At 58.6% G+C, this 23,796-nt stretch carries 15 protein-coding genes and 3 pseudogenes; 4 read left to right on the forward strand and 14 right to left on the reverse strand.

Annotation, left to right across the window (positions count from 1 at the left end; all coding sequences use genetic code 11):
* Positions 1-849 precede the first annotated feature (849 nt).
* The 3 genes and pseudogenes from CO664_RS25485 to CO664_RS31365 all read right to left on the reverse strand — a co-directional run.
* Positions 850-1,737, reverse strand: a complete 888-nt coding sequence (locus CO664_RS25485; protein ID WP_176536673.1) for a class I SAM-dependent methyltransferase — start codon at positions 1,735-1,737, stop codon at positions 850-852.
* A 289-nt stretch (positions 1,738-2,026) separates the two neighbouring features.
* Positions 2,027-2,989 carry a hypothetical protein gene (locus CO664_RS25490; protein WP_234819993.1) on the reverse strand — a complete coding sequence of 321 codons (963 nt, stop codon included), beginning with the start codon at positions 2,987-2,989 and terminating at the stop codon, positions 2,027-2,029.
* A 92-nt stretch (positions 2,990-3,081) separates the two neighbouring features.
* Positions 3,082-3,271: pseudogene (locus CO664_RS31365) on the reverse strand (hypothetical protein); the annotation flags it as partial.
* On the opposite strand from CO664_RS31365, the pseudogene CO664_RS30865 reads away from it, so the two are divergent.
* Positions 3,271-3,647, forward strand: a pseudogene (locus CO664_RS30865) (transposase); the annotation flags it as partial. The pseudogenes CO664_RS31365 and CO664_RS30865 sit on opposite strands and share 1 nt — an antisense overlap.
* Before the next feature lie 281 nt (positions 3,648-3,928).
* Here the strand turns inward: CO664_RS30865 and CO664_RS25500 are convergent.
* The 7 genes from CO664_RS25500 to CO664_RS25530 all read right to left on the reverse strand — a co-directional run bounded on the left by CO664_RS25500 (position 3,929) and on the right by CO664_RS25530 (position 17,361).
* Positions 3,929-5,050, reverse strand: a complete 1,122-nt coding sequence (locus CO664_RS25500; protein ID WP_097540271.1) for an alkane 1-monooxygenase — start codon at positions 5,048-5,050, stop codon at positions 3,929-3,931.
* Complete coding sequence (locus CO664_RS25505) at positions 5,031-6,581, reverse strand: hypothetical protein (RefSeq protein WP_141471785.1); 1,551 nt, start codon at positions 6,579-6,581, stop codon at positions 5,031-5,033. The genes CO664_RS25500 and CO664_RS25505 overlap by 20 nt, the downstream gene beginning before the upstream one ends.
* Positions 6,466-9,354 carry a patatin-like phospholipase family protein gene (locus tag CO664_RS25510; RefSeq protein WP_097540273.1) on the reverse strand — a complete coding sequence of 963 codons (2,889 nt, stop codon included), beginning with the start codon at positions 9,352-9,354 and terminating at the stop codon, positions 6,466-6,468. The genes CO664_RS25505 and CO664_RS25510 overlap by 116 nt, the downstream gene beginning before the upstream one ends.
* A 199-nt stretch (positions 9,355-9,553) precedes the next feature.
* A complete protein-coding gene (locus CO664_RS25515; protein WP_097540274.1) occupies positions 9,554-11,308 on the reverse strand; it encodes a lysozyme in 1,755 nt (584 codons plus the stop codon).
* A 52-nt stretch (positions 11,309-11,360) separates the two neighbouring features.
* Positions 11,361-13,484, reverse strand: a complete 2,124-nt coding sequence (locus CO664_RS25520; protein ID WP_097540275.1) for a hypothetical protein — start codon at positions 13,482-13,484, stop codon at positions 11,361-11,363.
* Between the two features lie 121 nt (positions 13,485-13,605).
* Positions 13,606-16,095 (reverse strand): DUF2235 domain-containing protein, encoded by a 2,490-nt coding sequence (locus tag CO664_RS25525; protein ID WP_097540276.1) that lies wholly within the window; start codon positions 16,093-16,095, stop codon positions 13,606-13,608.
* Positions 16,096-17,154: 1,059 nt separating this feature from the next.
* Positions 17,155-17,361: a hypothetical protein gene (locus CO664_RS25530; RefSeq protein ID WP_097540277.1), complete on the reverse strand. Its 207-nt coding sequence runs from the start codon at positions 17,359-17,361 to the stop codon at positions 17,155-17,157.
* Between the two features lie 79 nt (positions 17,362-17,440).
* On the opposite strand from CO664_RS25530, the gene CO664_RS25535 reads away from it, so the two are divergent.
* The 3 genes and pseudogenes from CO664_RS25535 to CO664_RS25545 form a co-directional block, all read left to right on the forward strand.
* Complete coding sequence (locus tag CO664_RS25535; RefSeq protein ID WP_234819995.1) at positions 17,441-17,887, forward strand: transposase; 447 nt, start codon at positions 17,441-17,443, stop codon at positions 17,885-17,887.
* Entirely contained in the window at positions 17,884-18,237 is a 354-nt protein-coding gene (tnpB, locus tag CO664_RS25540; RefSeq protein ID WP_348627807.1) for an IS66 family insertion sequence element accessory protein TnpB, read from the forward strand. Before CO664_RS25535 ends, tnpB begins: the two co-directional genes overlap by 4 nt.
* 45 nt (positions 18,238-18,282) lie before the next feature.
* Positions 18,283-19,047: pseudogene (locus CO664_RS25545) on the forward strand (IS66 family transposase zinc-finger binding domain-containing protein); the annotation flags it as partial.
* A gap of 273 nt (positions 19,048-19,320) precedes the next feature.
* Here CO664_RS25545 and CO664_RS25550 read toward each other — a convergent pair.
* From CO664_RS25550 to CO664_RS25570, 4 genes are all read right to left on the reverse strand, one after another.
* Positions 19,321-21,807, reverse strand: coding sequence for an EAL domain-containing protein (locus CO664_RS25550; protein WP_097540278.1), 2,487 nt, complete (start codon positions 21,805-21,807; stop codon positions 19,321-19,323).
* Between the two features lie 418 nt (positions 21,808-22,225).
* Positions 22,226-22,480, reverse strand: a complete 255-nt coding sequence (locus tag CO664_RS25560; RefSeq protein WP_097540280.1) for a hypothetical protein — start codon at positions 22,478-22,480, stop codon at positions 22,226-22,228.
* Between the two features lie 73 nt (positions 22,481-22,553).
* Positions 22,554-22,724 carry a hypothetical protein gene (locus CO664_RS25565; protein ID WP_176536671.1) on the reverse strand — a complete coding sequence of 57 codons (171 nt, stop codon included), beginning with the start codon at positions 22,722-22,724 and terminating at the stop codon, positions 22,554-22,556.
* A gap of 439 nt (positions 22,725-23,163) precedes the next feature.
* Complete coding sequence (locus CO664_RS25570; RefSeq protein WP_097540282.1) at positions 23,164-23,775, reverse strand: TraH family protein; 612 nt, start codon at positions 23,773-23,775, stop codon at positions 23,164-23,166.
* Positions 23,776-23,796 lie beyond the last annotated feature (21 nt).

Genomic DNA, 23,796 nt, shown 5'->3' on the forward strand with positions numbered 1-23,796 from the left:
AATCTTCGACAGCCACTTTTCGAACGCCTGCCCACTCCGGCACTTGCTGGTCCTGCCGCAGGCGTAGACGCCTCCATTCAAGGGCGGCAAAAATGTCTTCCGTGGAGGCCCCGGTGCCGACTGGGAGCGCCGCCACGATCTCTCGCTCGAACCGGCGCTGAAGCGCCTCGTCAGGGAGCCAGGCTTGCTCCCACCATGCGACGATGCTCTCCCGCGCTGCGGCGAGAGCTGACGCCGAGGGCAGCCGATCGCGCTTTAGGTGCTGATTGACCCGCGGTGAGGCTGGAAGCAAATTCCAGAGATCGCCACATGGTCAGACCGACCAAGGCAGGCAGTGATCAATGTCCAGCATTCCTGGACCGAGCCGTGCACCGGTCCACACGCAAGTGACCGGCCGTCCTTGCTCGAGCATGCGCTTAGCCGTTGATCGTGCGAGAAGAGTATCTCGGGCCGGGTCGAGCCAAGCGAGTGCAGCTTCGACTTCGCCATACGATAAGAGACGACCCATCCGTTCGCCGTAAGCGCGCACAAGGCGCGCCACTCGTCAACCAGCACCGGTTCGACCCATGGCCCGAGTCGTTGAAGAGTGCGCCAGATATGGCCTGGAACCGTGAGGCTGCCGTGGGCTGCGAGCACCTCGCGGTCCAGCGTCAGGTCGGCTCTGAGGCACGGCGCGGTGGAGGGGGCCGCCCGAAAAACCCTTACCTCTGAGTTCGGGAACCGGGTGTAGTTGGCTGGCATGTCGACAATGGTGCGACGGACTTCTGCCAATGCGCGCGCGACCGCGGCAGCTCGGTCACCGATGAAACGCGCCCCGATACGCAGGTCCTGGCCGACGATCTTGTAGGCTCACAACTCACGGAAGCCTGCCTTGGCGAAGCCCAAGCCGTCCGGCCCTGAGTTGCCGGGCGTCTGCGGTAGCCCAGCGCTGACGAGCGGCAGGTACATGCGGATCCAATTCAAAGCGACCATTCCGAGGGGTATGTCGACTACATCCTCGTCGGCGTGCTGAACGGCGAGCGCGGGCGTCGCGTCTGCGACCCGCGCCACCGCCCGGAGAAGGCCGAGCTTGTAGGTAGAAGACTTCTCGTCATTTAGAATGATACCTCGCAGCAGCGGGAGAGCGCCGGCTCCATCATCTGGCACGCGCAGACATATTCCAGTCCATCGCACCTCATTGCGGCCGAGCTGGTCCTGGCCGGTAACGACTCGCAAAACAGCAAGCCCGTGAGTGCGGGCGAGAGTCTCCACCTCACCAACCGGTGCCGGCCACATCGTTCGGTCTGGCTCGGACGGACCCTCACGCAGGCTGATGAGGATGACGCCGCCGGGTTTGAGCAGGGTCGAAAGCTTGCGAAAAGCTCGCGCCCTTGCAGGGGGTGGTACATGCATCCATACGGCACTGAGAAGGATCAGGTCGAATGCGAGGCCGAGGCGATGCACAACGGCCAGATCCGGTAGGCGGTCATCGAGCCACCGAATCCGCGGGTCAGGATGGCGCCGCTGCGCCTCGACGCGCATGCCGGTAGCCGGCTCGGCCGCCACCACTTCGTCGCCCAGTGAAGCGAGCCATGCCGCATCCCGACCGGACCCTGCGCCAACATCCAGGGCAATCAGATTGGAATCACGGCGAATGTATTCGAGCAACGCAGAGTGCACTGTTTCGGCCGATACGCTCTCGTATTGGGCCTCGAAGGCGCCGGCGCGGGCGTGATATGCGCTGACTGTGTCGCTCATATCGCTGAATCGGTTCCGCTTCCAACATCGACAGTCCCCGACCCCCACAGCGTCCGCTACCCCTTTCAAACGTAATGCTACGTGCTCATACTACCTTAACGGGTCCGGATTTGTCCGCTAATGGACGGGAGCTTTCGGGGCATCGTCGAACTGGATCAATTTCTGCTGTCGGGCGAAATGAAAAACTAACCCCCCCTATTGCCTCATCCAGGAATGTTACCGAAGTTTTGTGCGCTGAGATGGCCGTTCTCTTCTCCTGCCGCGGCGGGAGAAGAGAACGGCGCGCGCTTCATCCAGTCTCCATCGAGTATAATCTGCCCGGCTGTTTCGATCGCCAAGCCTTGACGGCCATTTGCACCGTCCGCAGGCTTTTCTTCGTGAAGCGTGACGGATCGACGCTCATTAGACGCTCCAGGACCGAGGCTGCCGAGACCGCCGGATCCGCCTCTAGCCACGCTCGAATCAGGGGCTCGAATGGCTCCAGCATGCTCTGCCTTTTCGGATAAGGCTTGGTCCGTCGATATGGCCGCCGATGTGTCGGCCGTTTCTCCCCAACCTGCCAGGCTGTCTTCAGGCTCAAGGTGAAGCGTTGCAGATCGACGGCGACCGATTCTTCGGATCTGGCGTTTAGGCCACGCCGATCGACCCGCCTTCCGAGCTCCTCCTGGGCGGCGCGGATCCCGGCAAACAGTATCACTGGATCCGCGCTTTCCAACATCGCCTGGAGCCGATCCTCGTCGGCCTCGGCCACACCGGAATGGGCCAGCACCCGCGCAACAGGCGGCACGGGCGGATGGTAGCGTTTGATGACACGAGCGCCGATCCGCGTCTTCTCCCGCAACTTGAACGAAGGTTGGAACAGGTTGCCATGCAGACGCACCACCTCATAGAGGCGAGCCAGCGCTGTCGTCGCCTCCGCGCCGACGAACCTTCCGTAACCGACAAGCCTTCGCACGATCGCACCGTTCTTCTGCTCGACCCAGGCTTGATCGTTCTTTCGATACGCGCGCGAACGGGTCACCTCCAATCCCTGGCTTCGACACCAGCAGACCACCAGTTCGTTCATGAAGGCGCTGTCATTGTCGAAGTCGACGCCAAGCAGCGGAAATGGAAACTGCGAGCGGGCCTGCTTGATGGCAGCGATCACGAGGCCGCTTTCGCGGGTCCGCACCGGCACGCACTCGGTCCAGCCCGTAGCGATATCGGTCAGCGCAATAAAACAATGGGTTAGGGGATGAAAACGACGAAGCATTATATCATTCGCCGCGGGCTAAGGGGTCCTTTTCACTCTGCCCGTGCGTGGAGCTGATCATTAAGAATGCGGGCCGCAAGCGCGGCCTTGTCCTATGGCAGGAAGCGGCATAGTGACTGGCGACCATTTCGGGGGTGTCCTGGATGGCATAGCTCGCCTGCTCGTAGGAGCCCGTCTGTTTGAGGATATGCGTGGCGAGCACGTCACGGACATTATGCGGCCCATGCGGTAGCAGGCCCTTGATCGCGCCGCGATGTAGGGGTTGTGGATGCCATAGCGTTGGCTGCTGGTCACACACTCGGCGCAAGTTCTATGAGCTGCATGTCCCGGGGTCGCAACCGAGACAGTCGAGCGGATGGCGAAGCTCTGGCAGGTTGAGGAGACCATCCGCGGCAAAACCCCTAACCTCCGCCGCGATCGTCGCCGACCTCTTCGCTCTCTGGCAGAAGACCCTGCCGCGGGTCTCCGGCAAATCGAGGCTCGCCGAGGCGCTTCGCTATGCCATCTCGCGTCGCGCCATCTTCGAGCGCTTCCTGACCGACGGCCGCATCGAAGTCGACTCCAACATCGTTGAACGAGCAAAATCCGGCCCCAGGCCATTACAAGAAAGAACTCGCTCTTCGCCGGCAGCGGCGGAAGGATCTGGGCGACCATCGCGCGGCCGGGAACGTGATCGTCATCCATTCTTGTGTAAATTCAAGCACTCACAATGCTCCTTTTCTCGCCGATGCTAGAAAGGCACCGGCTGCGCGGCCGAACAGGCAAACAGCCCTACCAAAATTATGCCTGCGCATAATATGATCGACGTCAGAGACGCCCCTCCGAGCGCGGCGATCGCGCCCGCCATCGACCGTCTCCAAGCGGATTGCCAGGAACCGCAATGCGGGCACCGCTTGGCAGCATCGTTAAGATCGTCTTTCAAGCACATAGGGCAGGTCTTCATTCTATACCTCCTTTAATAAGGGCGCGTCTTTGGCCGGTTTGACCCTGAATTTTTTTATCCATCAGTTGACGCCATAGAGGGGGAAACAGGGCGATCCAGAGAATTCCGAAATAACCCACCGGAAGTTGAGGTGCGTCGGGGCTTAACGCGAGGCTTTGAAATTCTCGTCCCGGCTGAAAATGGTGATCACTGTGTCTGGCCAAGTCGAAGAGCAAGAGGTTCGTGAGAAAATGGGTCGAATTCCAAGAGTGACGGCGGTCGACTGGTTCGTATAAACCTCGTTCGGTCCGTTTTCGTTGGAGGCCGTAATGCTCGATATAGTTCACCCCCTCGAGCGTTAAAATTCCCGTGATGCCTTGCGCAAGAAAGAACAGCGCCCCCTGAGACCCAAACATGGTGAAAACTAGAATGTGAAGAAGAACGACGATGCAGAAGTAGGCAAGCATACGATTAGACACACTGAACTTGCCGCGCCGCCGAATACGCAATCGGAGTACCTCCCTCCGCCAGGAATTTAGAAAGCTCTTGCACAGGGTTCTGCCGAAGAATGCATAGATGCTTTCGCCGGGACGTGCTGTCGCGGGATCCTCGTAGGTACCCACATTGCGATGGTGTCCGCACATGTGCTCTAGACAAAAATGCGGGTAACTGAACATCGCCATGATGACAACGGCCCACCTTCGATCTTCCTTAGATTTGCTGTGCATCAACTCATGCGCAATTGGAATAGCGAATATCGCACCCAAAAAGCCCGTCGTGAGACAAAGAGGGACAAAATCACTATCGAGCAAATCTTGCCTCGAACCTAAATTTATTTGGGCAATCAAAAAGAGGACAAACAGCAAGGTCGCTACTTTCTTGACAACAATGCCAAGCGGTGGCGCAATCGGGAATTGTTCAAGTGTATCGATAGGGAGGGATGGAACCCGAGGCAAAAGTTCGTCGAGAATTACTAATCCGGCCCAGCACCAAAAGGCCACGCGGGTAACTGTACTTGCAGGACCGTTCGACAAAAAAATAAAGAATAGAAATACGGCATGCGGAACTAAGGATTGACAGAAACGCCACGTGTGCTTCCCTATCGTGAGACGTTTCGCATCAGGATTTGGCTGCCTCATCTTTGTCCCTCCGTATACATGTTGATGAGGACAACTCTGCGTACCAGTTTGCGACAGTCTTATAGTCGGGATCCTCCTTAAATGCTCTTGTCGCGCGAAATCCGATCGATTGCGCAATGATGTAAGCGACCAGTTTGCGAAAGCGCGGTACGTAAAAGTAGGATGTATGGACAAGCTCGCGCCAAGATAGGAAATCGAGAGAACTGCCGTCGCCAGCCAAGGCCAGTGTTGCAATTTGCGTCCGAATTCGCTTTAGCGCTTCCGCGGCGGCCGCGTCACTGAGGTGGGAAATTTCCTTAGCCAAGTCCGCCGGCAGGGGTTTGCCACGCCCACCTATCCAAATGGGTGCGTCGTCGGCAGCAATCACCTCCTCTCCTAACGCGTCGCCACCTAGACTGATCGTGCGTATCTGTATGTGTGCTAGTCGATTCAATATCCAGCTAAGGGCGGAGCTCACATACCCTGCGAACAAAACGACCAGTAGATTGATCAAAACGCTTGCCAACCACAGTCCAGTAAGCCCGGCAAGCGTACCGACGAAGAGGGCGAAACCTAAGAACTGACTGTTGGGGGTGACATCAGCCGCTTGCAGCACCTGCAGAATGTGCACAGTCGGATAGGCGATGACAGCGAGACTGTCTCTAGCGAACGCCTCGAGCCTTCCGACCTGTGATTTAGGGGTTGGCGTCAAGGACACCCATGCTCCTAGATGAGCGGCGAGATCCTCGTATACTGCCCAGTGCGAGAGCGCATACATGATAACTGGAATGGAAATCAGCGACATGAAAGACAACGCAGGGACGGCAAAATTCTTATCGAACAATGAAACCTTTGCCGCTCGCACCCAATGAAGCGCGCCGAGGGCCTCATCATCCGCGTGGAAGAGTGGGAACCATTTACCGAGTAAAGATGTGACGGCCTCTTCCGAAAGCCTGACCGCATAGAGCCTGACTTTCTGGGGCTGCGAAAACAGAAGCAAAATGTAAAGGAAGGCCAACAAGGAGGGACCGCCAAACAATACAATGCGATCGAAAATGGGGTTATCCGACTGCGTCAACAAAACAGATATCGCAAAAGAGGCCCAAGTGATTGCCGTGTAAGCGAACAGAAGATATCCGGCGCGTCCCCAAGGCCGTAGGCGGGAGAACAACGCAAATCGCCTTCGAGTTTCAATGTACGGAGTTCCAATCGTTATCCATCTTCGTGCATAGCGCAGGGGATGACCCTTTTTGGAAGCGTTTACCAATGCTGTCGCAACGACGGAGCCCCCATGGCTATGCCCGAGCAGACAATAGTCCTCATCTTGTCTTTCAAGCTCAAATAGCCGATTGCGCAACGCCTCGGCTGCGGCAAACCGGGACATTTCGCTATTGCAGCCGTCCCATATAATGTGCTCGAACTTGAGTTCGTTCTGCTCAGCCTCGAGAAGGACGCGAAGGTCTTCCTCGAAGAAACTGCCTCGTTGCCACCAACCGGGCCCCCTTTCGGGTCCAGTAGCACCCGTCCCGTGAACCATGACGATCGTACCCATTGATCGTCGCCCCCCTGTTTATTGCGCTCCAGCAGCGCAGATTAATTGAATCCAGATCCCTCAGTTGGTCGATATGTCGTTTAAACCATTTATATCGTCGTCGCTCGCTGTCGGTGATTTCCAGTGTTGAAGCGTTGGCTAGCGCCGTGGGGTGACGTTTAGGGTCACCTAGTCTTTCCATCATGTGCGCCAATAGCCGCTCGCCACGCAGTGAAGCGGCTGACGTCGAAGAAATCGGCCCCAGGTCATTGAGGGTTGCCGAGCCATTTGCCTGAACTTCGGAGAGCGCAACGTTCACGGCGTGAAATCCAAGTGCTCTGTAGGCTTCCATTTGCTCTTCAGAGAAAAACTGATCACTTGTCGCCTCGTGGGGAAAATCCGGATAACGTCTCTCGTAGTCCAGCACGTAATCCGGTTCGTCTCCCCGAACGGCCGCTTTTACATAGAGAAGGATGCCTTTGTCGCCATTTTCATTGACGATACTCCCGACGGCATAGTGAGGAGTTCCCGTCGAGTCAGAGTGCGTCTTGCTTCGATCGGCCAATCTTTGAAGTGCAGCGTGCCTGACAGGCCGCCAATCAAGCGAAACGATCGCGCCGTCGTCGATACGCGCAAAACGCTGCACGTCAGCGGATGCGGAGAAATTCATGCCCGGATCCGCTTCGCCATCAATGACGATTATAAATCTGCAGCGGCGTTTCAGAAGCTGGTACAGCCCGATGTTATCTATGTGGCCGCCGTCGGTCACGTAGATGCGCAGGCTGTCGGAACGTAGCCTTCCAAATGCCTCGGCAAACAGGTAAAGCCGGAAGATATCCTCCCAATGCCGGTCGCGCGTCCTAGGTGTGGAGGGGTTCGGAAGCCAAAAGCGAAGATTTAGAAGCGCAAGCGTAGGGCCGAGCAATCCTATGCCGATCCTGCCCATGCTTGAGGATACCGCGGCGCCGGATATCGCGGCGGCCGCCGCCAAGTCGAGGTCCGGTTCCACCGTCGACAGCCATTCGGGACCCGCGTAGCGTGTCGATTCACTACCAATGGCATGTTGGGAAAAAATAAAGAATTCGGCATTGCGTCCTCGTTTCGCCGGGTCTGGCGAGCGAGGCGTGTCGGGTGCAGGCACGGCAGAAGCGATTTTGCTCCCGCTTGCATTCTGCTTGTCCTTTCTGGGCAATCGGACGTTCAATGTTGCATTCACCAGAAGGTAGGGAGCATTCTCGGGAAGTGCGTGAAGAGGTAGTGGTTGTTCGGTTCTGTCGCATAGACGGTACGCTACCTGCAGCCGGTCGCGATAAAGCCTGTGGAGGCCGTTCGCATTTTCGGTGAATGCCGATGCTACTACCACTCCAGCCACACTGAGTGTCAAATAATTCGACAGAACGATCCAATCCCGTACGGTATCATCGGATCCGCTTCGGGTAGCAAGCGCTAAAAAAGATAGGACCGAAAGCCACGCGCCTACAAGCAGCAAGATGTAACCATTGAACGGGCGTCGCCAGATCGCCGTCAATGCATCCCAGGGTCGACTCTTGTGAGTGCGGCTCAAAGCTTGACCTACTGCGAAGAAAATCGATGCAAAGGAGGCCACGCAGATTGAGAACGTCCAGCTCTTTGCAACGAAAAATTCGGGACCGTAAGGATAGGATGTGCCGACTCGGATACCCCAGATCACGATCGCGAGGAAAACGCCGTATATCATGAGCGGCAGAGTCATTGCTGCGCCATAAAGCGCGATTTTTGCAGCAAGTGACCGCAGGCGTACACCTGTCGAAGGCATATGCAGCGCGTGTTGTATCCAGACCACGAGCTTTGCCTGGAGGCTGGCAGTGAAGGAGAGAATTGTAGCGGCGGCGAGGATCAGCCCTTTGAACCAATTCGTCTCACTCTCGCTGCCCTCCATTTCTGTCGTCACGATTCGTATGATCGTCGGCTGGAGTTCCATTACCAGAGAGACGACGAGCGCGATGATGAGGACTCGACCCACCTTGGCGCCCAGTCCGTTGTGTTCCAGTCCTCCGCCTCGGTGCCGGAGGCTTTCCATATAAGAGCGCCTCAGTGCCCAACCGATCAACCATAGACTCAAGTAGACAGCCGCGATCCTCGAAAATATGAACGGGTCGGCGATAGTGCCCTCGAGAGGGCCCCACCAGTTCCGCCAGCCGGCAGGAAAGGCATAGTTTGCAACGTCCAGCAGGATGCTGTGTTCGAGCTCGCGGGTTGTCGGGTTGGTGAGTACAAAGACAGTCGCGAGAGGCAAAAGGAACGCCAGCAGTAAGAGAATATTGACCGCCAGCCCACGCATGATGATCGCTGCGGATATTGTTATGTCCTGAAAACCGCGCGGTGCGAGGAAACGACTGTAGTCGCGTAAGTGGCTCACAGTTTCGCAATCACGTACGTTCTCCATGGACGCTCTGGAGAATGGGAAACTACATTCTTCCCCACGCTCGCCGGCACCCCGCTGAGCATGCATCGCGGCGATCATGCTGGCGCCGATGTAACCTCCACCTGATACCGTGGAGAGATAGTCCATGCGCTTGATTAGGCCCCAACTGTGAAGTGCCTGCAGGGCACCTAGAGAGAACGAGGCCGAACGGATTCCGCCACCAGACAATGCGACGCCGAACAAGTCCGTGGGGGGGTCAGCACGGCCAGCCTCCGGCACCTTGATTCTGGCGGCACGGCGGCGCGCTCGTATGAATTGGTGTTCGAGTCTCAGGATGTCCTCGAAGCTTCGAGTCCTCAGGATGTGTTCAGTTTCCTCGTCGCTCGTCATAATCCCCTCCCGAGAGCCACGTGGATGGGCAAAGCTCCCAAATGTGGCGTTCCCTGTCGAGAAGCCTTGGCCAAGGCGTCGGCTCAACAAACTTCTTGGAACCCGTCGTGTCTAACCCATGAATGCGATCGTGTCGGACATCTCCTCACCCTCCCGGATAGAAGTCCCCGTCCTAACCGAGATCAGCTGAGAACACCGCCTAGTGAGTGGTACCAGCCGGAGCCACGAGCCCGCTTCGCAGCGCCCGAACCCACTTTTCGACTTTGCCCATCGCCCCCCAGCCTGTCACAGCAGCGAAGACCGGGAAGGCAGCCGCGACCAGCTCGCGGCCAAGCCCACCGCCAGCCTGCGTTGCCGCGCCTGCGGCAGTGCTTGCGTTTGCTACGCCGTCGATCACCTGTCCGGCGACCGCTGCCATCGGCGCCAACGGCGGGAAAAAGATCGGCAGGATGGTTGTCGCGAGCATGCCAACGACCCCTATCGCGGTCTTTCGGCCGTCGAGAGCATGCCCGATCGTCTTGCCGAGCGCACCGTTGACCGGCGTCAGTTCGGGGTCGCTGGCCGATGCAAGGGGATCTTGTTTCTTGCCATTCAGAATTTCACCATTGAGTATATTCGGCTCGGCGCGCAGGAAGTCCTGCAGCCAGATCATGTCGGCGTGATTCGGCGTTTTGCGTCCGCGCAACATAGCGGCGAGTGTCAAAAGCTGTTGCAGCACTTGTGCGGGGTTGACTTCGGTAGGCATAGGTGTGGGCTGCGTTACAGCGGGCACGGTCGTTTCCTCCTGTGGGACATCCTCGTGATCAACAAGCAAATAATAGAAAGTCTCCTGGCTGTGCTTTTTCAGCAGGCCATCGACAAGCGTTTTAAATTCATGCCATTGGTGCGGCGGAACTGTCTGGCAGCCGAGGCTGGAGGTGGTTGTGATGCCGCCGCGATGGAGATTGATCCAGAAGCGGCCCGCAGGTGAGTCTGTATCCTCACCTGTCTCGTCGCGGATCACGGCGCAGTTGCTATCCTGGCGAAAGGCCGGATAGGGGCCATTCTTGCGTGAAAACCCATGCGGGCCGGGACGGTACCGGATTGCCTGGCGCGACTTCAATTTGGCAATACCACGAGCAAACCGGCCGGGATCGGTATTTGCGTTGAAGTTGTGTACGCCGTCCGGTTCGACCACGAATATGGCGTCGTCATAGACGCCTCGATCGTTGGCACCCTCCTTGCCCATTGTGTTAAGGTAATAGCCACGGACGGCCACCACGGCCACCGCGTCGTCTCGTCCCTCCTCGGGAATCAGGTCGTGGAATTTCTGAAGCACGGCCTGCGTGACGGCGGCCGTCTGCTTGGGGCGGTGAAGCGGTAGTAGCTGGGAGATCGGATTGGCCAGCAGTTCTTCGGTGGACTGCTCGTCCTCGGAATTCACTGCGCCGTCGAGGAGCGCCTCGATCTGGTCAGCAGTGAAGATCTCCTCCGAACCACCTTTGTTCTCCAGAACACGGACTTTCGGATTGCCGTAATCACCCTTCGAAAACATCACCGTCTCACGCTCGCGGCGGGCGACAAGGCCCTCCAGGACCTTTCCCTTGCTCTTGTTCCAGCGCGCGAACTCGGCTGCAGCGCCGGCCAAGTCTCCGCTGTTCAGCTTCCGCGTCAACGTGGCGCTTGAAATCGCACCTGTGTTGAAGTGCCAGGAGACGAGAGCATCGAATTGATGCTGCGAGAGCACGGCTCTGACTGCAGACTGGACCTGGCTTTCTGTCTTGGCGAGATCGTTGCGGTATATGTTTATGGCCTCGGTGAGCGAGATCGCCATTCCGGAGCGGGGGAGCGGGGGACCGGCAGCCGCGGTGTGGCCGGCGCCGATCGTCATAGTGCCCGTGCCGTCGTTATAAGCCGCCAAGACGATCGCCTCTTCGGCAAGCATTGCGCAAATGCCGCGTAGACTTGTCTTCACTTCAGCCTCCCATTCTTGAATGGCCCCTTCAACGTTTATAAAAGCGACACATTTACTTCTGGATCATGCTTTCCGCCACGACCTGCTCGGGCACGAAAACCCCGTCTTTGCTGACCCGCGCGATCATACTTGCGGTCGGAGGGCTCCCCGCGCCGGGAAAGATCACCTCGAGCGTGTTGTCTCCTTCCAAATCGTCAACAAGTGTCGGGGTCTGCCGGAGCAGTTCGAGACGCTTCTGCTTCAGGAGTGGTTGCGGTCTGTTGTGGTCATCCTTGGTCGCATTCGGTATCAGCGTCACCGAAGGGATCATTGGCCCGGAGAAGAGACTTTCGTTACAGCGCCCATTGGTTCCGATCTTGAGCGTGGCCAACTCCAGCCCGTAGCCTCCGTTTTCCTCCTTCGCGGCGACGATGCGCGACAAGAGGACGACGGCTTCGTCGGATCCGACGGAAACCACGATCGGAGGCCTAGCCAGCCACGTGCCTTCGAATTTCGGCTGGCACGCCGCGGTGTTCGCCGCGATCAACGGCGCCTCGCCCGAGTCGTCGTCCCTTAGCCCCGGCAAGCGCCATTGGCGGATCTCCACGCGGCCCATGCCCGTATAGTCGGACTTCCGTATCGCTACCAGTGATTGGCGCTCGCCTGTCCGACCCAAGGCGAAAAGCGGTTCGTCGTTTTCCTGTATGTCGGCGAGCCAAACGGAACCGCGCGACCGACCGATATCGTTCTTGGGCCTTGCGGTCTTGCGCGCGATGCCGATGCGCCGCACAAATGCCTTCGATTCATAGTCCTTGTCCCGTCGCGCCCAGGTCATGAGCGGATCGCGTTCCAGCGGCGACTGGAAAACCAGCGGCGCAGAGACGTAGTTGCGATAGACGTAGTCTTCTTCCTGTTTCTGTCCGGGCGTTTCTTTCGCAAGCTGATCCGTTACTCGCAGGGGTTCCTGTGGCTGGTGCTTGCGCCGCACCGCCGTACTGATGAGAATGTCGCGAAAACAGGGTGTGTTCGCACCATTTCCGAGGCAACTGTTCGTCTGCAACGCCATCAAGTGAAGCGTATCTGGCACAGGCTGCGCGCCGTGGGCCGCGACGATCTGGGAAAATCCGCCATCGTCAGGACGCCCGGCGTCCCCCACTTCGACTATTGCTATGGTGCTGCGCGCACCGCACGGATCGCTGTTGCCGAGCATCGCATTGGTCATGCCGGCGAGGTAGAGGCAGTTCCAATCCTCTTTGGTCGCCCGCCGCGGAGCAATCGCCAGGATGCGCCCGCCAGTTTCGCTAAGGCCACGTCGCTGCCACCATACGAACCAGTCTTCCTTGTTGCCGCGATGTGTCGTGGCGACGACAATCGGCGCATTGACGATGTAGGACGGATCGCCAGGTAACTTTACGTGGAGTTCGAGCGCACCAAATTTCGCATCTTTGCTTACGGTCGCTACCGAGACGAACATGCCGGAGGGCCGCATCGAGAACTTGTAAAGCGCCTTCAGTCCCTGATGGCCGTGGGGGGCATCCGCAATTCGATATACGGCGTAGGAAAGAGACCGAACCGGATAGGGGTCGAACTCAAAGTAGGTTGAAGCTCTGCCATCAAGTCCAGCCTTGTTTTCGAGACCTTCCGATAGAGCATCCACGTCCGGGTTCAGCGGCCGGAATGAATCACTGCCGCCGGCGCGAACGCCTAGGGTCACGAGCCTGGCATCGCGGATGCATTTGCTTTGTTTGGCCTCCATGTCACTTCCGGGTTCCCGCCTCTCGATGAAATAGCAAAGCCGAAATGCGTGCTCCTGGAGCAGGAAGTCGCAATCGGCTTGGGTGTAGCCATAGGTGGCCGCACCGTGCCTGTAGCAGTAATCGTGCGTGGCACAGGCCTGCCGCATCTGGAGGCCGATAGCTTCGCGACCTTCTTTTTGGGGAAAGGCGAGGTCGGCCAAAAGTCTGGGCAGGCTGCAACTCAACCCTTCACCCCGTCCGCCGATGATCTGGATATCCGCGGAGGAAAAGGGGATCTGCCCGGAAGTGGGTGGCATCTCCTTTTCCGTCGGCATGGCGGCGTTCGCCAGCACCCTGTCAGCGAGCAAGCGCCCAAAAACGTCCATGCGTATGAAGACGGCCGTAACGGCGACGCAGACCAGAAATCCGATGGTGGCCATGAGCAGATAGACGCGGCGCATTGACCCGTACCTCCTCGATCGTTCTACCTACCATGACGTCGTCTCGTGCGCTGTTTCATTAGGAACAACTGAAAATTGCGAGCGAGCCGCAAGACGCGTTGCGCTGCGGATGATGCGACGCTCAATAGCCGCTGACATTCTCCACAGTGACCCGGGCGGCGCCGCTGTTGTTCCGATAGAAGAGATCGTAAAATCCCGGTAGGCCAACTGCAGCGTCGTTCAGGTAGAGGTAAAGCCGTCCGGTTTCGCGTGGCGTAAACAGGAAAGCGGCACGCGAAATGTCCTCTGGCTTGGGGGCTCGCAGCCTGATAGGCACTACCGCCTGCTCATCGGCGCCGCGGCTGCCGATACGGGCGATCAATTGAAAATAAGGCTGTCCCCACCACCTTCTGAGCGGAACTCCAACGGCTTGTCTGAAGGACCGGATTTTCATTCCCGCTGCGCCAGACCGGATGCTGTCGTCTTTCAACGACGATCCGGGCGGAATGTCGAGTGTGATCCGGTAGCGCTCTCCTTTGAGGAGAACCATCTGCGTGTCCCAGCACATTGAGGCCGGGTCGAAATCCCCCTGGTCCTTACTCAATATTTCAACTTTTTCATCAGACGGATTGTCGTCCCCGCAGAAGGCGCCGGCGGCGCTGGCCACATCGACCGACGCCTTGTTGATCAGGAATAGGGCAGCAAGGCCTGCAAGGCCGAGAGACAGTGCCGGGAAGATATGTTCACGAAGGGCGTTGTAGAGCGCAATCAGTTTCGGGTTGGTCCGCACCGACCGCGCAAACCTCAGGAAAATCGAACTCGTCAGTCTTTGGCGCTCCCTTTTCATACCGATCATGCCGAGGAAGCACAAAAGCCCAGCCGTCGCGAAAAATGCAGCCGCGATCTGCGTACCCGTTGCGGCAGCCGCTATCGCAGCAACGAGGGAGATCAGGGTGCCAGAGGCAGCAAGGCGCTTGTGGTGCTCGGCCCGCTCCTTTGCGAAATATGACTGGTCGCGCCGCCACCTGCCACTGCACCAGGCAATTCGGGCCCGATCGGCTATACGCGTACGAAGAAATGCGCTCAGCCACATCGTGGCCGCCACCAGGGCGGCAAGTATGGCAGCCGCGGCTGGATTGCGGGCGATTGCGTTCAGCCACGGCATAGCAAAACCGGGTGTGAAGAACTCGATAATGCCGGTCAGGCGCCCGACGATAGGTACTGCCCCATTTTCCAGTCGGTCCAGCGGACCGGATGATACATATTCGGCGAACAGCGGGTAGCAGGCGACGAGCAGGACGAGGAACAGGAGCACGTAATAGACGGCGCGGCGCCACCAGATCGTATCGTGCATGACGGCGAAGCGTTCAAGCTGATCTGCCCCGTCCGACGCTTGACGCTCGCGCAGCTCGGCGAGCACCATTTGGGCACGAGCCTGGAGAGCGGAACAGTTTGGCGAAGGTGCATCCCCAGTCCGCGGCGTTAGGAAAGGCACGACAGTGCCGTTCGGCATTCGAATCCGAAAATCGAGCGGCAGGGAGAGAGGCGCGTAGCCGTCGGAACCGTCTGCCATGCGAAACAGAACGCTCCAATCTACCAGCGGGGCGAATTGGCCCAATAGAGTTTTGCTGTCACGCGGATGGTAGCGATAGAAAAAGCCGAGCTTCGCGCGGCTATCGTAGATCCGGCCGTTCTCCGAGGCGAGATCGGCGTATCTCGCGACCGGATCGGCCTTGAACCTCAGCCCAGCAATTTGAGCTTCCTCTATGAGCCAGCACAAAGGCACATAGGCCAGGCGGTCGTCCGGATAGCCGCCGCCGATATTCGAGTGCACACCGGCGAACCATAGCTGGCATAGGCGGTCCGGACCTATTTCGTTGCCATCGGCACCCGTCGGGCTCCACGGAATGGGGAAAAACGTCCGACGCTCGTCATCGAGGCTGAGTGCTTGACGGGCCCGCTCGACACACGGCAGCAGGTGAGATTTCTCGAACGTCATCGGCCAGATCCACCGGTTGACCGCCCGGGTCAACTCATCGATCGGCAAACCATATGCCGCAACCGTGTCCCAAACGCCGACAAAGGCGATCTTCACCTCTTCGGCCGAGCGAGGGCCGGAGCGAGGCCGGACCTCATCGTACGAGCGGCTCCCCGTCAACCAGTTCCAGCGCTTGACGGCTGCATCCCGCAAGCTCCGCCCCCATTGCGTCCAGGGCAGTCGTGACGGAAATGCTTTCTTGCGATACGCCCGGTAGGCCGCAAGCGCGTTACGGTCAAGTTCCTCGTGCGATTGGAAATCGACTAGTCCCTCGCGAGCGACCAGCCCGACCAGCAGACGGATCGTGAAGGCGCCGCGGCTAAAGCCGAAGACATGGATCCTGTCGCCGGGCTGGAAATTCAAGCAGAGGAACCTGTAGAGAGCGATGACACGTCGCTTCACCCCGAAGCCAAGCGCCAGGCCGATCACCTCGAAGGGTTTGAACGAGGAGGTTCCGACCCCGTCGCTGAAGCTCGCGATCTGATCCTGCTCACCGAGATCGAGCGCTTCGTAGAGCCGCCACACATTCGTCTTGAACAGTTTTGCAGCGCTATTGCCCGTTCCGTCTGCAAGAAGCACGATGTTCTTCTGCATGGCATGACGTCCCCAACGAAATGACCGATGCGACCATGTCTATGCTGCCCCACTGTGCGCCGGATGTCCGATCTTGGTCTGAGGCACTACTTGTTTGTTATCCATGCACCCCACACTTCGGCCGCCGCGGGCGTTGAAGTCACAAACCTCCCTTGGCGATTTTGCCACGACAAAGCGGCGCCTATTGCGCGTCAACGACAGCTGCGCGTTGGCATTTGCTTGTTCAGATACGTCCTGCGATACCGGGTCTCGCGCCTGCAGCCTTCGCCGGAACGCAGAAACTGACGCAGCTCTGTCTGCGTATTAGACTAGAAATTTCCGTATAAAATGAATTAGAAATATATACGCCTGAGATTGCGATATGGCAAGCTACGAAACTTTAAAGAGTGCAACGGCGATAGCGGGCAGGAAAAACCTCGCGGTACCGAACCGAAGGTGCGAAACAAAGGTTCTTCTGGCGAAGCCCAAGATGCAGGCCCCAGGCGTAGGAACGATCGGACCGCCTCGGCAGCAGCGAGGATAGAGATCCACATCCGTTTAGGATCTCGTCCGCGCGGTATTGGACAAGCGGGCTGTCAGCCTCGGGCACGCAGATCCAGTGACCTTCCCCTGCGGGCGTATACTGACTTCACTTCCGCTTGCACAAGCGCAAGCCAGATTTCAGATTTCAGGGCGGTGCGGCGTCACAATGGTGGCTGAGCGGCGACTGCTGACGCACAAAAAGAGCGGCGTCCTTCGAGGGGATCGAAGGCGCCGCTGCTTTTGCCTTTGTCGCGCTGAGGTGAGGGCGACGAAGACAAACTCCGGTGTTCCGGAATCGGTTCCCAAAGCGTTACTTCCAATTGAAGGGCGTACAGTAGGGACGGAGCCCCTAGCCGACCGGGAGGTCGCCGCTATTCTGGCGGCCTACCGTCTGGCGTTGGCCCAGGCGTTCCTGATCGCTGTGTTTGTCCTGTGAGATAGAGGCGAAGTCGCGAAGGCATCTGGACCATGCTAAAAAATTTGCGTGCAAGAAGTCTCCGCAGAATAGGAAAGATTCCTCGCCGGGCGCGCCGTGCCTCAAGACAGCCCTGCAACAATACTTAGACCGAGATCATCACGAACCCCGGCGTGGTAGGCTGCAATCAGCTCCGCGGCGAGCGCTTCAGCTTCTTCTGACTTGCGTGACAATGCGCGCCTTTGCAGTTCGGCGTGGAGCGCTCTTTCGATCATTTCCAACGCGTCGGATCCAAGTGGATCGAAACTCAAGGGTTGCGCGAAATCCATCGTATTCCCTCCGACTAGCGTACGCCTCCGAGGAGGGCCGCCTTGCTGAGAAGTGAGGCGAACTGGATGTTCTGTCTATATGGACGTCAATATAGACAGTGTGAGAAGCGTGGATTTAACAATAGAGAAGCGGCCGCTAGTTAGCCGTATGGAGATTGTCGATAGCGGGCGGCGTCGCCGTTTCAGCAACGAGGCCAAACTTGCGATCGTGGCGGAGAGTTATTCCGCCCCGCGTCAGGTGACGGCAACGGCACGCCGCCATGGGATCACACGCTTTCAGTTGAACGATTGGCGTAAAGCGGCTCGCGAGGGACGGCTCGGCAATGGCCGGGGGAGTGAAGGGTTTGTTCCTGCGCTGTTGGTCCCGGAGGCAGGCATGCCGGTTGTTGCGCCGACCAATTCTTCGACGGCACAAAGTGGGCTTATGGAGGTTGTCAGCGCCAATGGTCGCCGTGTGATCGTGGGACGCGATGTCGACGTTGAAGCACTGCTGCGGATCCTGCGCGGACTGGAGGCGCTGCGGTGAATCCGTTTCCGATGGGAACAGGGGTCAAGGTCTGGCTTTCGACGGGGTATACGGACATGCGCTGTGGCTTTCCCTCCCTGGCGCTTCGGGTGCAGGAGATTTTGAAGCATGATCCGTTGTCCGGGCATCTCTTCGTCTTCAGAGGCCGCAGATCGGATATTTTGAAGATCATCTGGCATGATGGTCTGGGCGCCTGCCTTTTTACGCGGCGGCTGGAGAAGGGCCGGTTTATCTGGCCGAACATGGAGGGCGGCGCGGTAGCGATCTCACCGGCGCAATTGTCTTATTTGTTGTCCGGGATCGACTGGCGCAATCCGCAGGAAACCTGGCGTCCAACACGGGTCGGGTAGCATTATGCCGTTGAAACTATTGAGTGAATCTGATCGAATGGCTTCATGACCTCGAAGCCTGTGGATCTTCCTGCGGACCTTGCGAGCGCCTATCTGGCGCTGCTTTCCGAGCGTGAGATGTTGCAGGCTGAACGTGATGTCGTTGTTGCCGAGCGCGATACCGTCGTCGCCGAGCGGGACATTGCGGTGGCGCAAGCCGCCAATGCGCAGGCCATGCTGTCGGACAGTGAGGCCTTGATTGCCAGTCTGGAGCTGGCGATCGAAAAGCTGAAGCGCGAACTGCGCGGCCGGCGATCCGAGCGCACGGCGCGCCTGATCGACCAGATGGAATTGCAGCTGGAAGAACTGGTGATGGCGGCGACGGAGGATGAAGCCGCAGCGCAGGCGGCTGCCGCCAGGACCTCGAGCGTGCGTTCGTTCACGCGCAAACGGCCGGTCCGAAAGCCGTGGCCGGAGGATATCGAGCGTGAGCGTGTGGTCATCGATCCCCCAGTCACCTGCGCATGCTGCGGCGGCTCGCGCCTGTCGAAACTGGGCGAGGACGTCACCGAGACGCTCGAGGAGGTTCCGCGCCGGTTCAAGGTGATCGAGACGGTGCGGGAGAAATTTACCTGCCGTGACTGCGAGGCGATCAGCCAGCCGCCGGCGCCGTTCCATGCGACGCCGCGCGGCTTCATCGGTCCTCATCTGCTGGCGACGATCCTCTTCGACAAGTTCGGCATGCATAGCCCTCTCAACCGCCAGAGCACCCGGCTCAAATGCGAGGGCATCGAGCTTTCGACCTCGACTCTGGCCGACCAGGTCGGGTATGGACATTTACGCTCGGGGACCCTGCGATTCGCCATGAACAAGGTGTGGGTGGGGAGATACCGAACGCGACTGTCAGTCTTCACCGGCCCCTAGCCCGCCGTGGCGCCGTTTCCGGTTGCAGGGCGCCTCAGATTTCCTATTGCCGGGCGGCTCCTTGCACGCTCGGGCGCGAAGCCTTCTTGTTGTCTTGGCAGCAGTGGAGGCCTTTCTTTCTCAAAGAGTGCCAATGACGGATAAGATCGGGCTGCTGAAGGGCAGTCGGTCGGCAACTTGCTATGGCAAACACTTGTTACGCCATGAGTGCATTAGCTCGAGTAACTGTGCAGTGGGCAGGGGGCGTGAGAAAAGGTAACCTTGCGCCTCATCGAAGCCTTCAGCCTTGATAATCTCGAGCTGGTCTGGAGTCTCGACGCCTTCCACGGTTGTGGTGATTCCCAGCGTGCGTCCAATTCCGGCAACCGCCCTGAGGATCGCCAGCGATTCCTTCCCGGCCGGCAGATCGGAAACGAAGCTACGGTCGATCTTGATTTTGTCGAACCGAAAGCTCCTCAGATAGCTCAGCGACGAATAGCCGGTCCCGAAATCGTCGATCGCGACTTTGACTCCGAGTTGCCGAATCTCCTTCAGTATCTGAAAATTGCGGTCGCATTCATCGAGCAATACCGACTCGGTGATTTCGAGCTCTAGGCGCGAGGCATTCAGACCGGTCTCTTTCAATATGTCGCAGACAGTCGCAGCAAGACGGCGGTCGAACTGCGCAGGCGATAGGTTGACCGCCACGCTGATATCGAGCGGCCATTTCGCTGCCTCGGTGCAGGCCTGACGAAGGACCCATTCGCCAAGTGGTAGAATTAGGCCAGCTTCCTCGGCAACCGGTATGAACTCCGCCGGAGAGATCTGGCCTCGTCCTGGTTGCGGCCATCGGACCAACGCCTCACAAGTCGTGAGGCTGCCTGTATGGAGGTTGACCAGCGGCTGGTAGTGGACTTCAAGCGCATTGTTTGCGAGCGCCTGCCGAAGCAAAACCTTCATCTCATGTTTTGCCTGGAGATGCGTGTCCATCCCCGGCTCGTACTCTACATATGTGCCGCGGCCGCCGGCTTTGGCCTGGTCAAGCGCTATATCGGCAGCCTGGATAAGCTCGTCTATCGACTGGTCACCCTTCGGAGCAGCCGCAAGTCCGACAATAACCCCAAGATTGACATGCGATCCTGCGAGCTCATACGGCACTTCAACGACATCGATAAGCTGCTGAGCAAGGTTGCGCGCTTCGTCATTGCTCTTGATGCCCGTGCGCAAGACGAGGAAATCGTCGCCGCCGAGGCGGCAGAGGATGTCGGATTGCTTGACACAATTTCGCAGCCGATCGGCGACACGGCGCAGCAGCAGGTCGCCGCTGGCGCGACCATAGGCGTCATTGATCGACTTGAAGCGCTCGAGATCGAGGCAGAGAATTGCGATCTTCGTGTCCGGCACGATGTTGTTCGATATGCGTTCGAACTCCTCGCGGAGAGACTGCCAATTCGGCAATCCCGTCAACGCATCGTGTCGTGCCATGTGGTGAATTTGCTTTTGCGCCAGCAGTCGGTCCTGTTCTGCCTTGCGGCGTTCGGTGATGTCCAGGGCAATACCAACATAGCCGAGGAACCGTCCGTCGGAGGCAAAGCGTGGCTGACCGAGATCGATGACCCAAGCCCAACTGCCATCGGCGCGCCGGAGACGGTATTCCACCCGGACGGGTTTTCGGTCGCGCATTGCCGCCTCGAACCCAGCCTCAACCTCTTGTCGTTTCTCCGGATGAACTGCATCGGCCCATCCAAGACCTCGGGACTGCTCGGTGGTTTGGCCGGTTGTTTCGAGCCAGCGACGACTGTGGTAAGTGGCAGCGCCGTTTTCATCAGTCACCCAAATCATCACTGGCGCGTCGTCCGCGATTGCCCTGAACCGGGCCTCGCTCTCCTTAACGGCCTCTAAGGCTCTTCGGCGATCGTCGACATCTTCCAGGATCCCGTACCACCGGATGATCGTACCGTCCCCCGCCTTTCGTGCAGCCGCGCGACTGCGAAACCAACGGTGGCCTCCCTCGGCGCTCGCCAGCCGGAATTCGACATCCAGCGGGTCCCCGGTTGAAAGCGATCTGGACCACAGCCGCTCCACGTCCTCAACATCATCAGCATGCACCGCCTTCGCCCGCTCTGTCCCGAGCGCATCGGCAACCTCGAAGCCGGTAATCTCTTTCCATCGCGGGCCGACTTCAAGAACCTCTCCGGATGGGCGCGCCGTCCACGGGACCTGAGGATGGAGCTCGATCAAGGACCGATAATGCTCTTCACTGGCGCGGAGCTCTGTCGCTGCCCTACGACATGCGGTCATATCCAGGATCGTCACCACCAGCAGCATCTCCTTCGAGCCGCCACCGGCGAGTTCGACGCGGCGTTTCTGTGTCACTAGGTTCCTGACGGTTCCGTCGGCTGCAGTGATGTCTTCCTCAAAAGAGAATTCTTCCCCGGTCTCAAGAACCCGTTGGTCCATCGCACGTATGCGATCGGCCTCTGCCGCGGGTAGGATGTCGTGATCCGTGCGTCCGATCAGATCGCTGCGTGCTCTGCCGAGAAGAGCACAGGCGGCATCGTTAAGGAAGCGGAAGCGCGAATGTTTGTCCTTCACGATGATCGGCTGAGGGACGGCATCGGAAATGAGCTCGAGTGCGTGATCGAACTGAAAAAAATCTTCCCATACGCTGGGTTGCGTGTTTTCCATGGCGCTTTGAACGGTCCATTTTGGAAGAAGAGGCTGGCAACGTTTGGTTCCATCGTCGAGGCGAGGAACGCAATCGTCCGCTTGATCGAGTGGCGCGCATCTGCGCCTTGTCAACACTTTACGGTAGCAATCGTGAACAAGAAATGAACGAGTGCGCCTTATAGAAACAACCCCGCCGGGGCCAGATCGTAACCCTCGTGAACCCCTCCGGACACCACGAAGCGACGGCAGCAGCGCTCCGTATGATCAAACCTATGCTGCACTCAAGCAGGTTCATCGGTGTCGGATTCGGTGCCAGCCGGCAGCCGGACGGTTTTTACCCTTTACGCGTTCCGACGCTGCAGGGGGCGGTCATCGATCTGCTGAAAGGGGAGCGCAAGCATGTCTTACCGTTGGCGCGCTTCGTGGACCGTCGCAGTTAAAGTTTGCGTATCGCCAGCATTCTCTCATCTCTGATGAGCCGGTCGCGATCGAAAAGATGAAAGGCAAGCGATTGCTCGAAGACAGCAAGGAGTCCACGCAGGTTTGGTGTTGTGGCCGCCGCTCTCAAGGTCGGCCAAGATTTCACCTGAAGTACCACGTGGCGAGCACCGTCAGCTACGTGTCTCTCCGCCAACGCCAGGTGAGCTTCGATGAGGGCCAGTCCATCCATGATGAAGAAGGATGATAGCATTCGTCGGCTTCGCAGGAAACGTGGCAGCTTAGCGCACAATCGGTGAGACACGTTTCGGCTTTGGCCGCGGCACCTACGCGCTTCCCGCAGTCTCGCTGCCCTCATCCAAGTCGTTGAGGGGCAGGTAAGCATAGGACTCCAGCCACTCGCGAACGAGGAGGCGCATCAGCTCTTCCCGCGTCATCCGGAGTTCTTCGGAGGCGAAAGCTAGCGCTGTCTCTACGTCGTCATCGAATATCATCATGCTTCGCATCTCGCTTTGCTTCGGCGGGAGCTGCAACGACTAAGGCAGTGCCCGCGCGACACGGACACTGCCTTGTTACAAGCCATGAACTGGGAAGCCGCCCGGATAGGGGAGCGGCAGGAGCGGCATTTTTGAGGGCGTACAGAGAACACCGCTTCCTTATTTACATCTGCCATTTACGTCGCTTTGGTGTGCGACGGTACTAAACGCAGGCGTTCTAATTTAGTTCCGGCAAAACAAAGCGGCCGGGTTAACCGCACCTGGCGCAGAGATGTAACCGGGAATAGACTGCCACACCTGCCGAAAAGGTGGGGCAGTGGGAGAAATTCCCCACCCAGTTTTGCGGTTCGTCAACCACTTAGGTGTGGCAATGGAGGCCTCGGCCGATTTGACCATTTTTGATCGGGACATTCCCGTCTGTCTCCGTCGCGCGAGAATGTCATTTGCCGCCTATGCTCGACAGGTCGATCCGCATCTCGGCTGAACCAATCTTGCTGGCGTCGGGCGGTTCGGTGGCAGCTTCTTCCGGGTGGATGTCGCTGTTTTTGTTTTCCGCACGGACCGGCGATACATTTTCCATTGTGACGCTCCCTCCCGGATCGGGAGCTTGAAACACCCTCACCCCCTCGAACTCTCCGGTTTTCCATGCGTAGACGGCGTCTTCGAAGATCTGCAGGAAGGCTTCATCGTGCGTGGGATTGCCGTACCACTTTGAAACGATCCTGATGATCTTGGCGAACATAGCCGTGCCCTTGCGAACGTTTTGGCAAGCGTCGAGCAAATCCCGCTTGAGGTCCGCCGGGTCCTTGACTCCCACGCCAACTGGAAACTGCGTCAGACCGACACGGACCACCGCGCTTCCCGCATATTGCCGCACGATTTCCATCGCTTCGTCGGCTGATTGGGCCGGCGGGACAAGGATCAATCGACCACCCGATCTGACGGTCACGGAGAGGGGATCGGCCGATCCGGCCGCCGTCACGAACTGTTCAACGATCGCCGGCTTCAGGGAAGGGTCGGCACAGTCTTTGATCAGGGCAGCGTCGAGCATGGTGTCTCCTTTGGCATCCGG

It is taken from the genome of Sinorhizobium sp. NG07B (assembly GCF_002532005.1).
Taxonomy (GTDB): domain Bacteria; phylum Pseudomonadota; class Alphaproteobacteria; order Rhizobiales; family Rhizobiaceae; genus Sinorhizobium; species Sinorhizobium fredii_C.

Coding starts and splice junctions, on each gene's coding strand:
- CO664_RS25500 (WP_097540271.1), bottom strand. CDS start 5,050: ATGAGGCAGCCAAATCCTGATGCGAAACGTCTCACGATAGGGAAGCAC.
- CO664_RS25560 (WP_097540280.1), bottom strand. CDS start 22,480: ATGCTATCATCCTTCTTCATCATGGATGGACTGGCCCTCATCGAAGCT.
- CO664_RS25520 (WP_097540275.1), bottom strand. CDS start 13,484: ATGCGCCGCGTCTATCTGCTCATGGCCACCATCGGATTTCTGGTCTGC.
- CO664_RS25550 (WP_097540278.1), bottom strand. CDS start 21,807: ATGGAAAACACGCAACCCAGCGTATGGGAAGATTTTTTTCAGTTCGAT.
- CO664_RS25525 (WP_097540276.1), bottom strand. CDS start 16,095: ATGCAGAAGAACATCGTGCTTCTTGCAGACGGAACGGGCAATAGCGCT.
- CO664_RS25510 (WP_097540273.1), bottom strand. CDS start 9,354: ATGACGAGCGACGAGGAAACTGAACACATCCTGAGGACTCGAAGCTTC.
- CO664_RS25505 (WP_141471785.1), bottom strand. CDS start 6,581: ATGGGTACGATCGTCATGGTTCACGGGACGGGTGCTACTGGACCCGAA.
- CO664_RS25570 (WP_097540282.1), bottom strand. CDS start 23,775: ATGCTCGACGCTGCCCTGATCAAAGACTGTGCCGACCCTTCCCTGAAG.
- CO664_RS25530 (WP_097540277.1), bottom strand. CDS start 17,361: ATGGATTTCGCGCAACCCTTGAGTTTCGATCCACTTGGATCCGACGCG.
- CO664_RS25565 (WP_176536671.1), bottom strand. CDS start 22,724: ATGATGATATTCGATGACGACGTAGAGACAGCGCTAGCTTTCGCCTCC.
- CO664_RS25490 (WP_234819993.1), bottom strand. CDS start 2,989: ATGCTTCGTCGTTTTCATCCCCTAACCCATTGTTTTATTGCGCTGACC.
- CO664_RS25535 (WP_234819995.1), top strand. CDS start 17,441: ATGGACGTCAATATAGACAGTGTGAGAAGCGTGGATTTAACAATAGAG.
- CO664_RS25485 (WP_176536673.1), bottom strand. CDS start 1,737: ATGAGCGACACAGTCAGCGCATATCACGCCCGCGCCGGCGCCTTCGAG.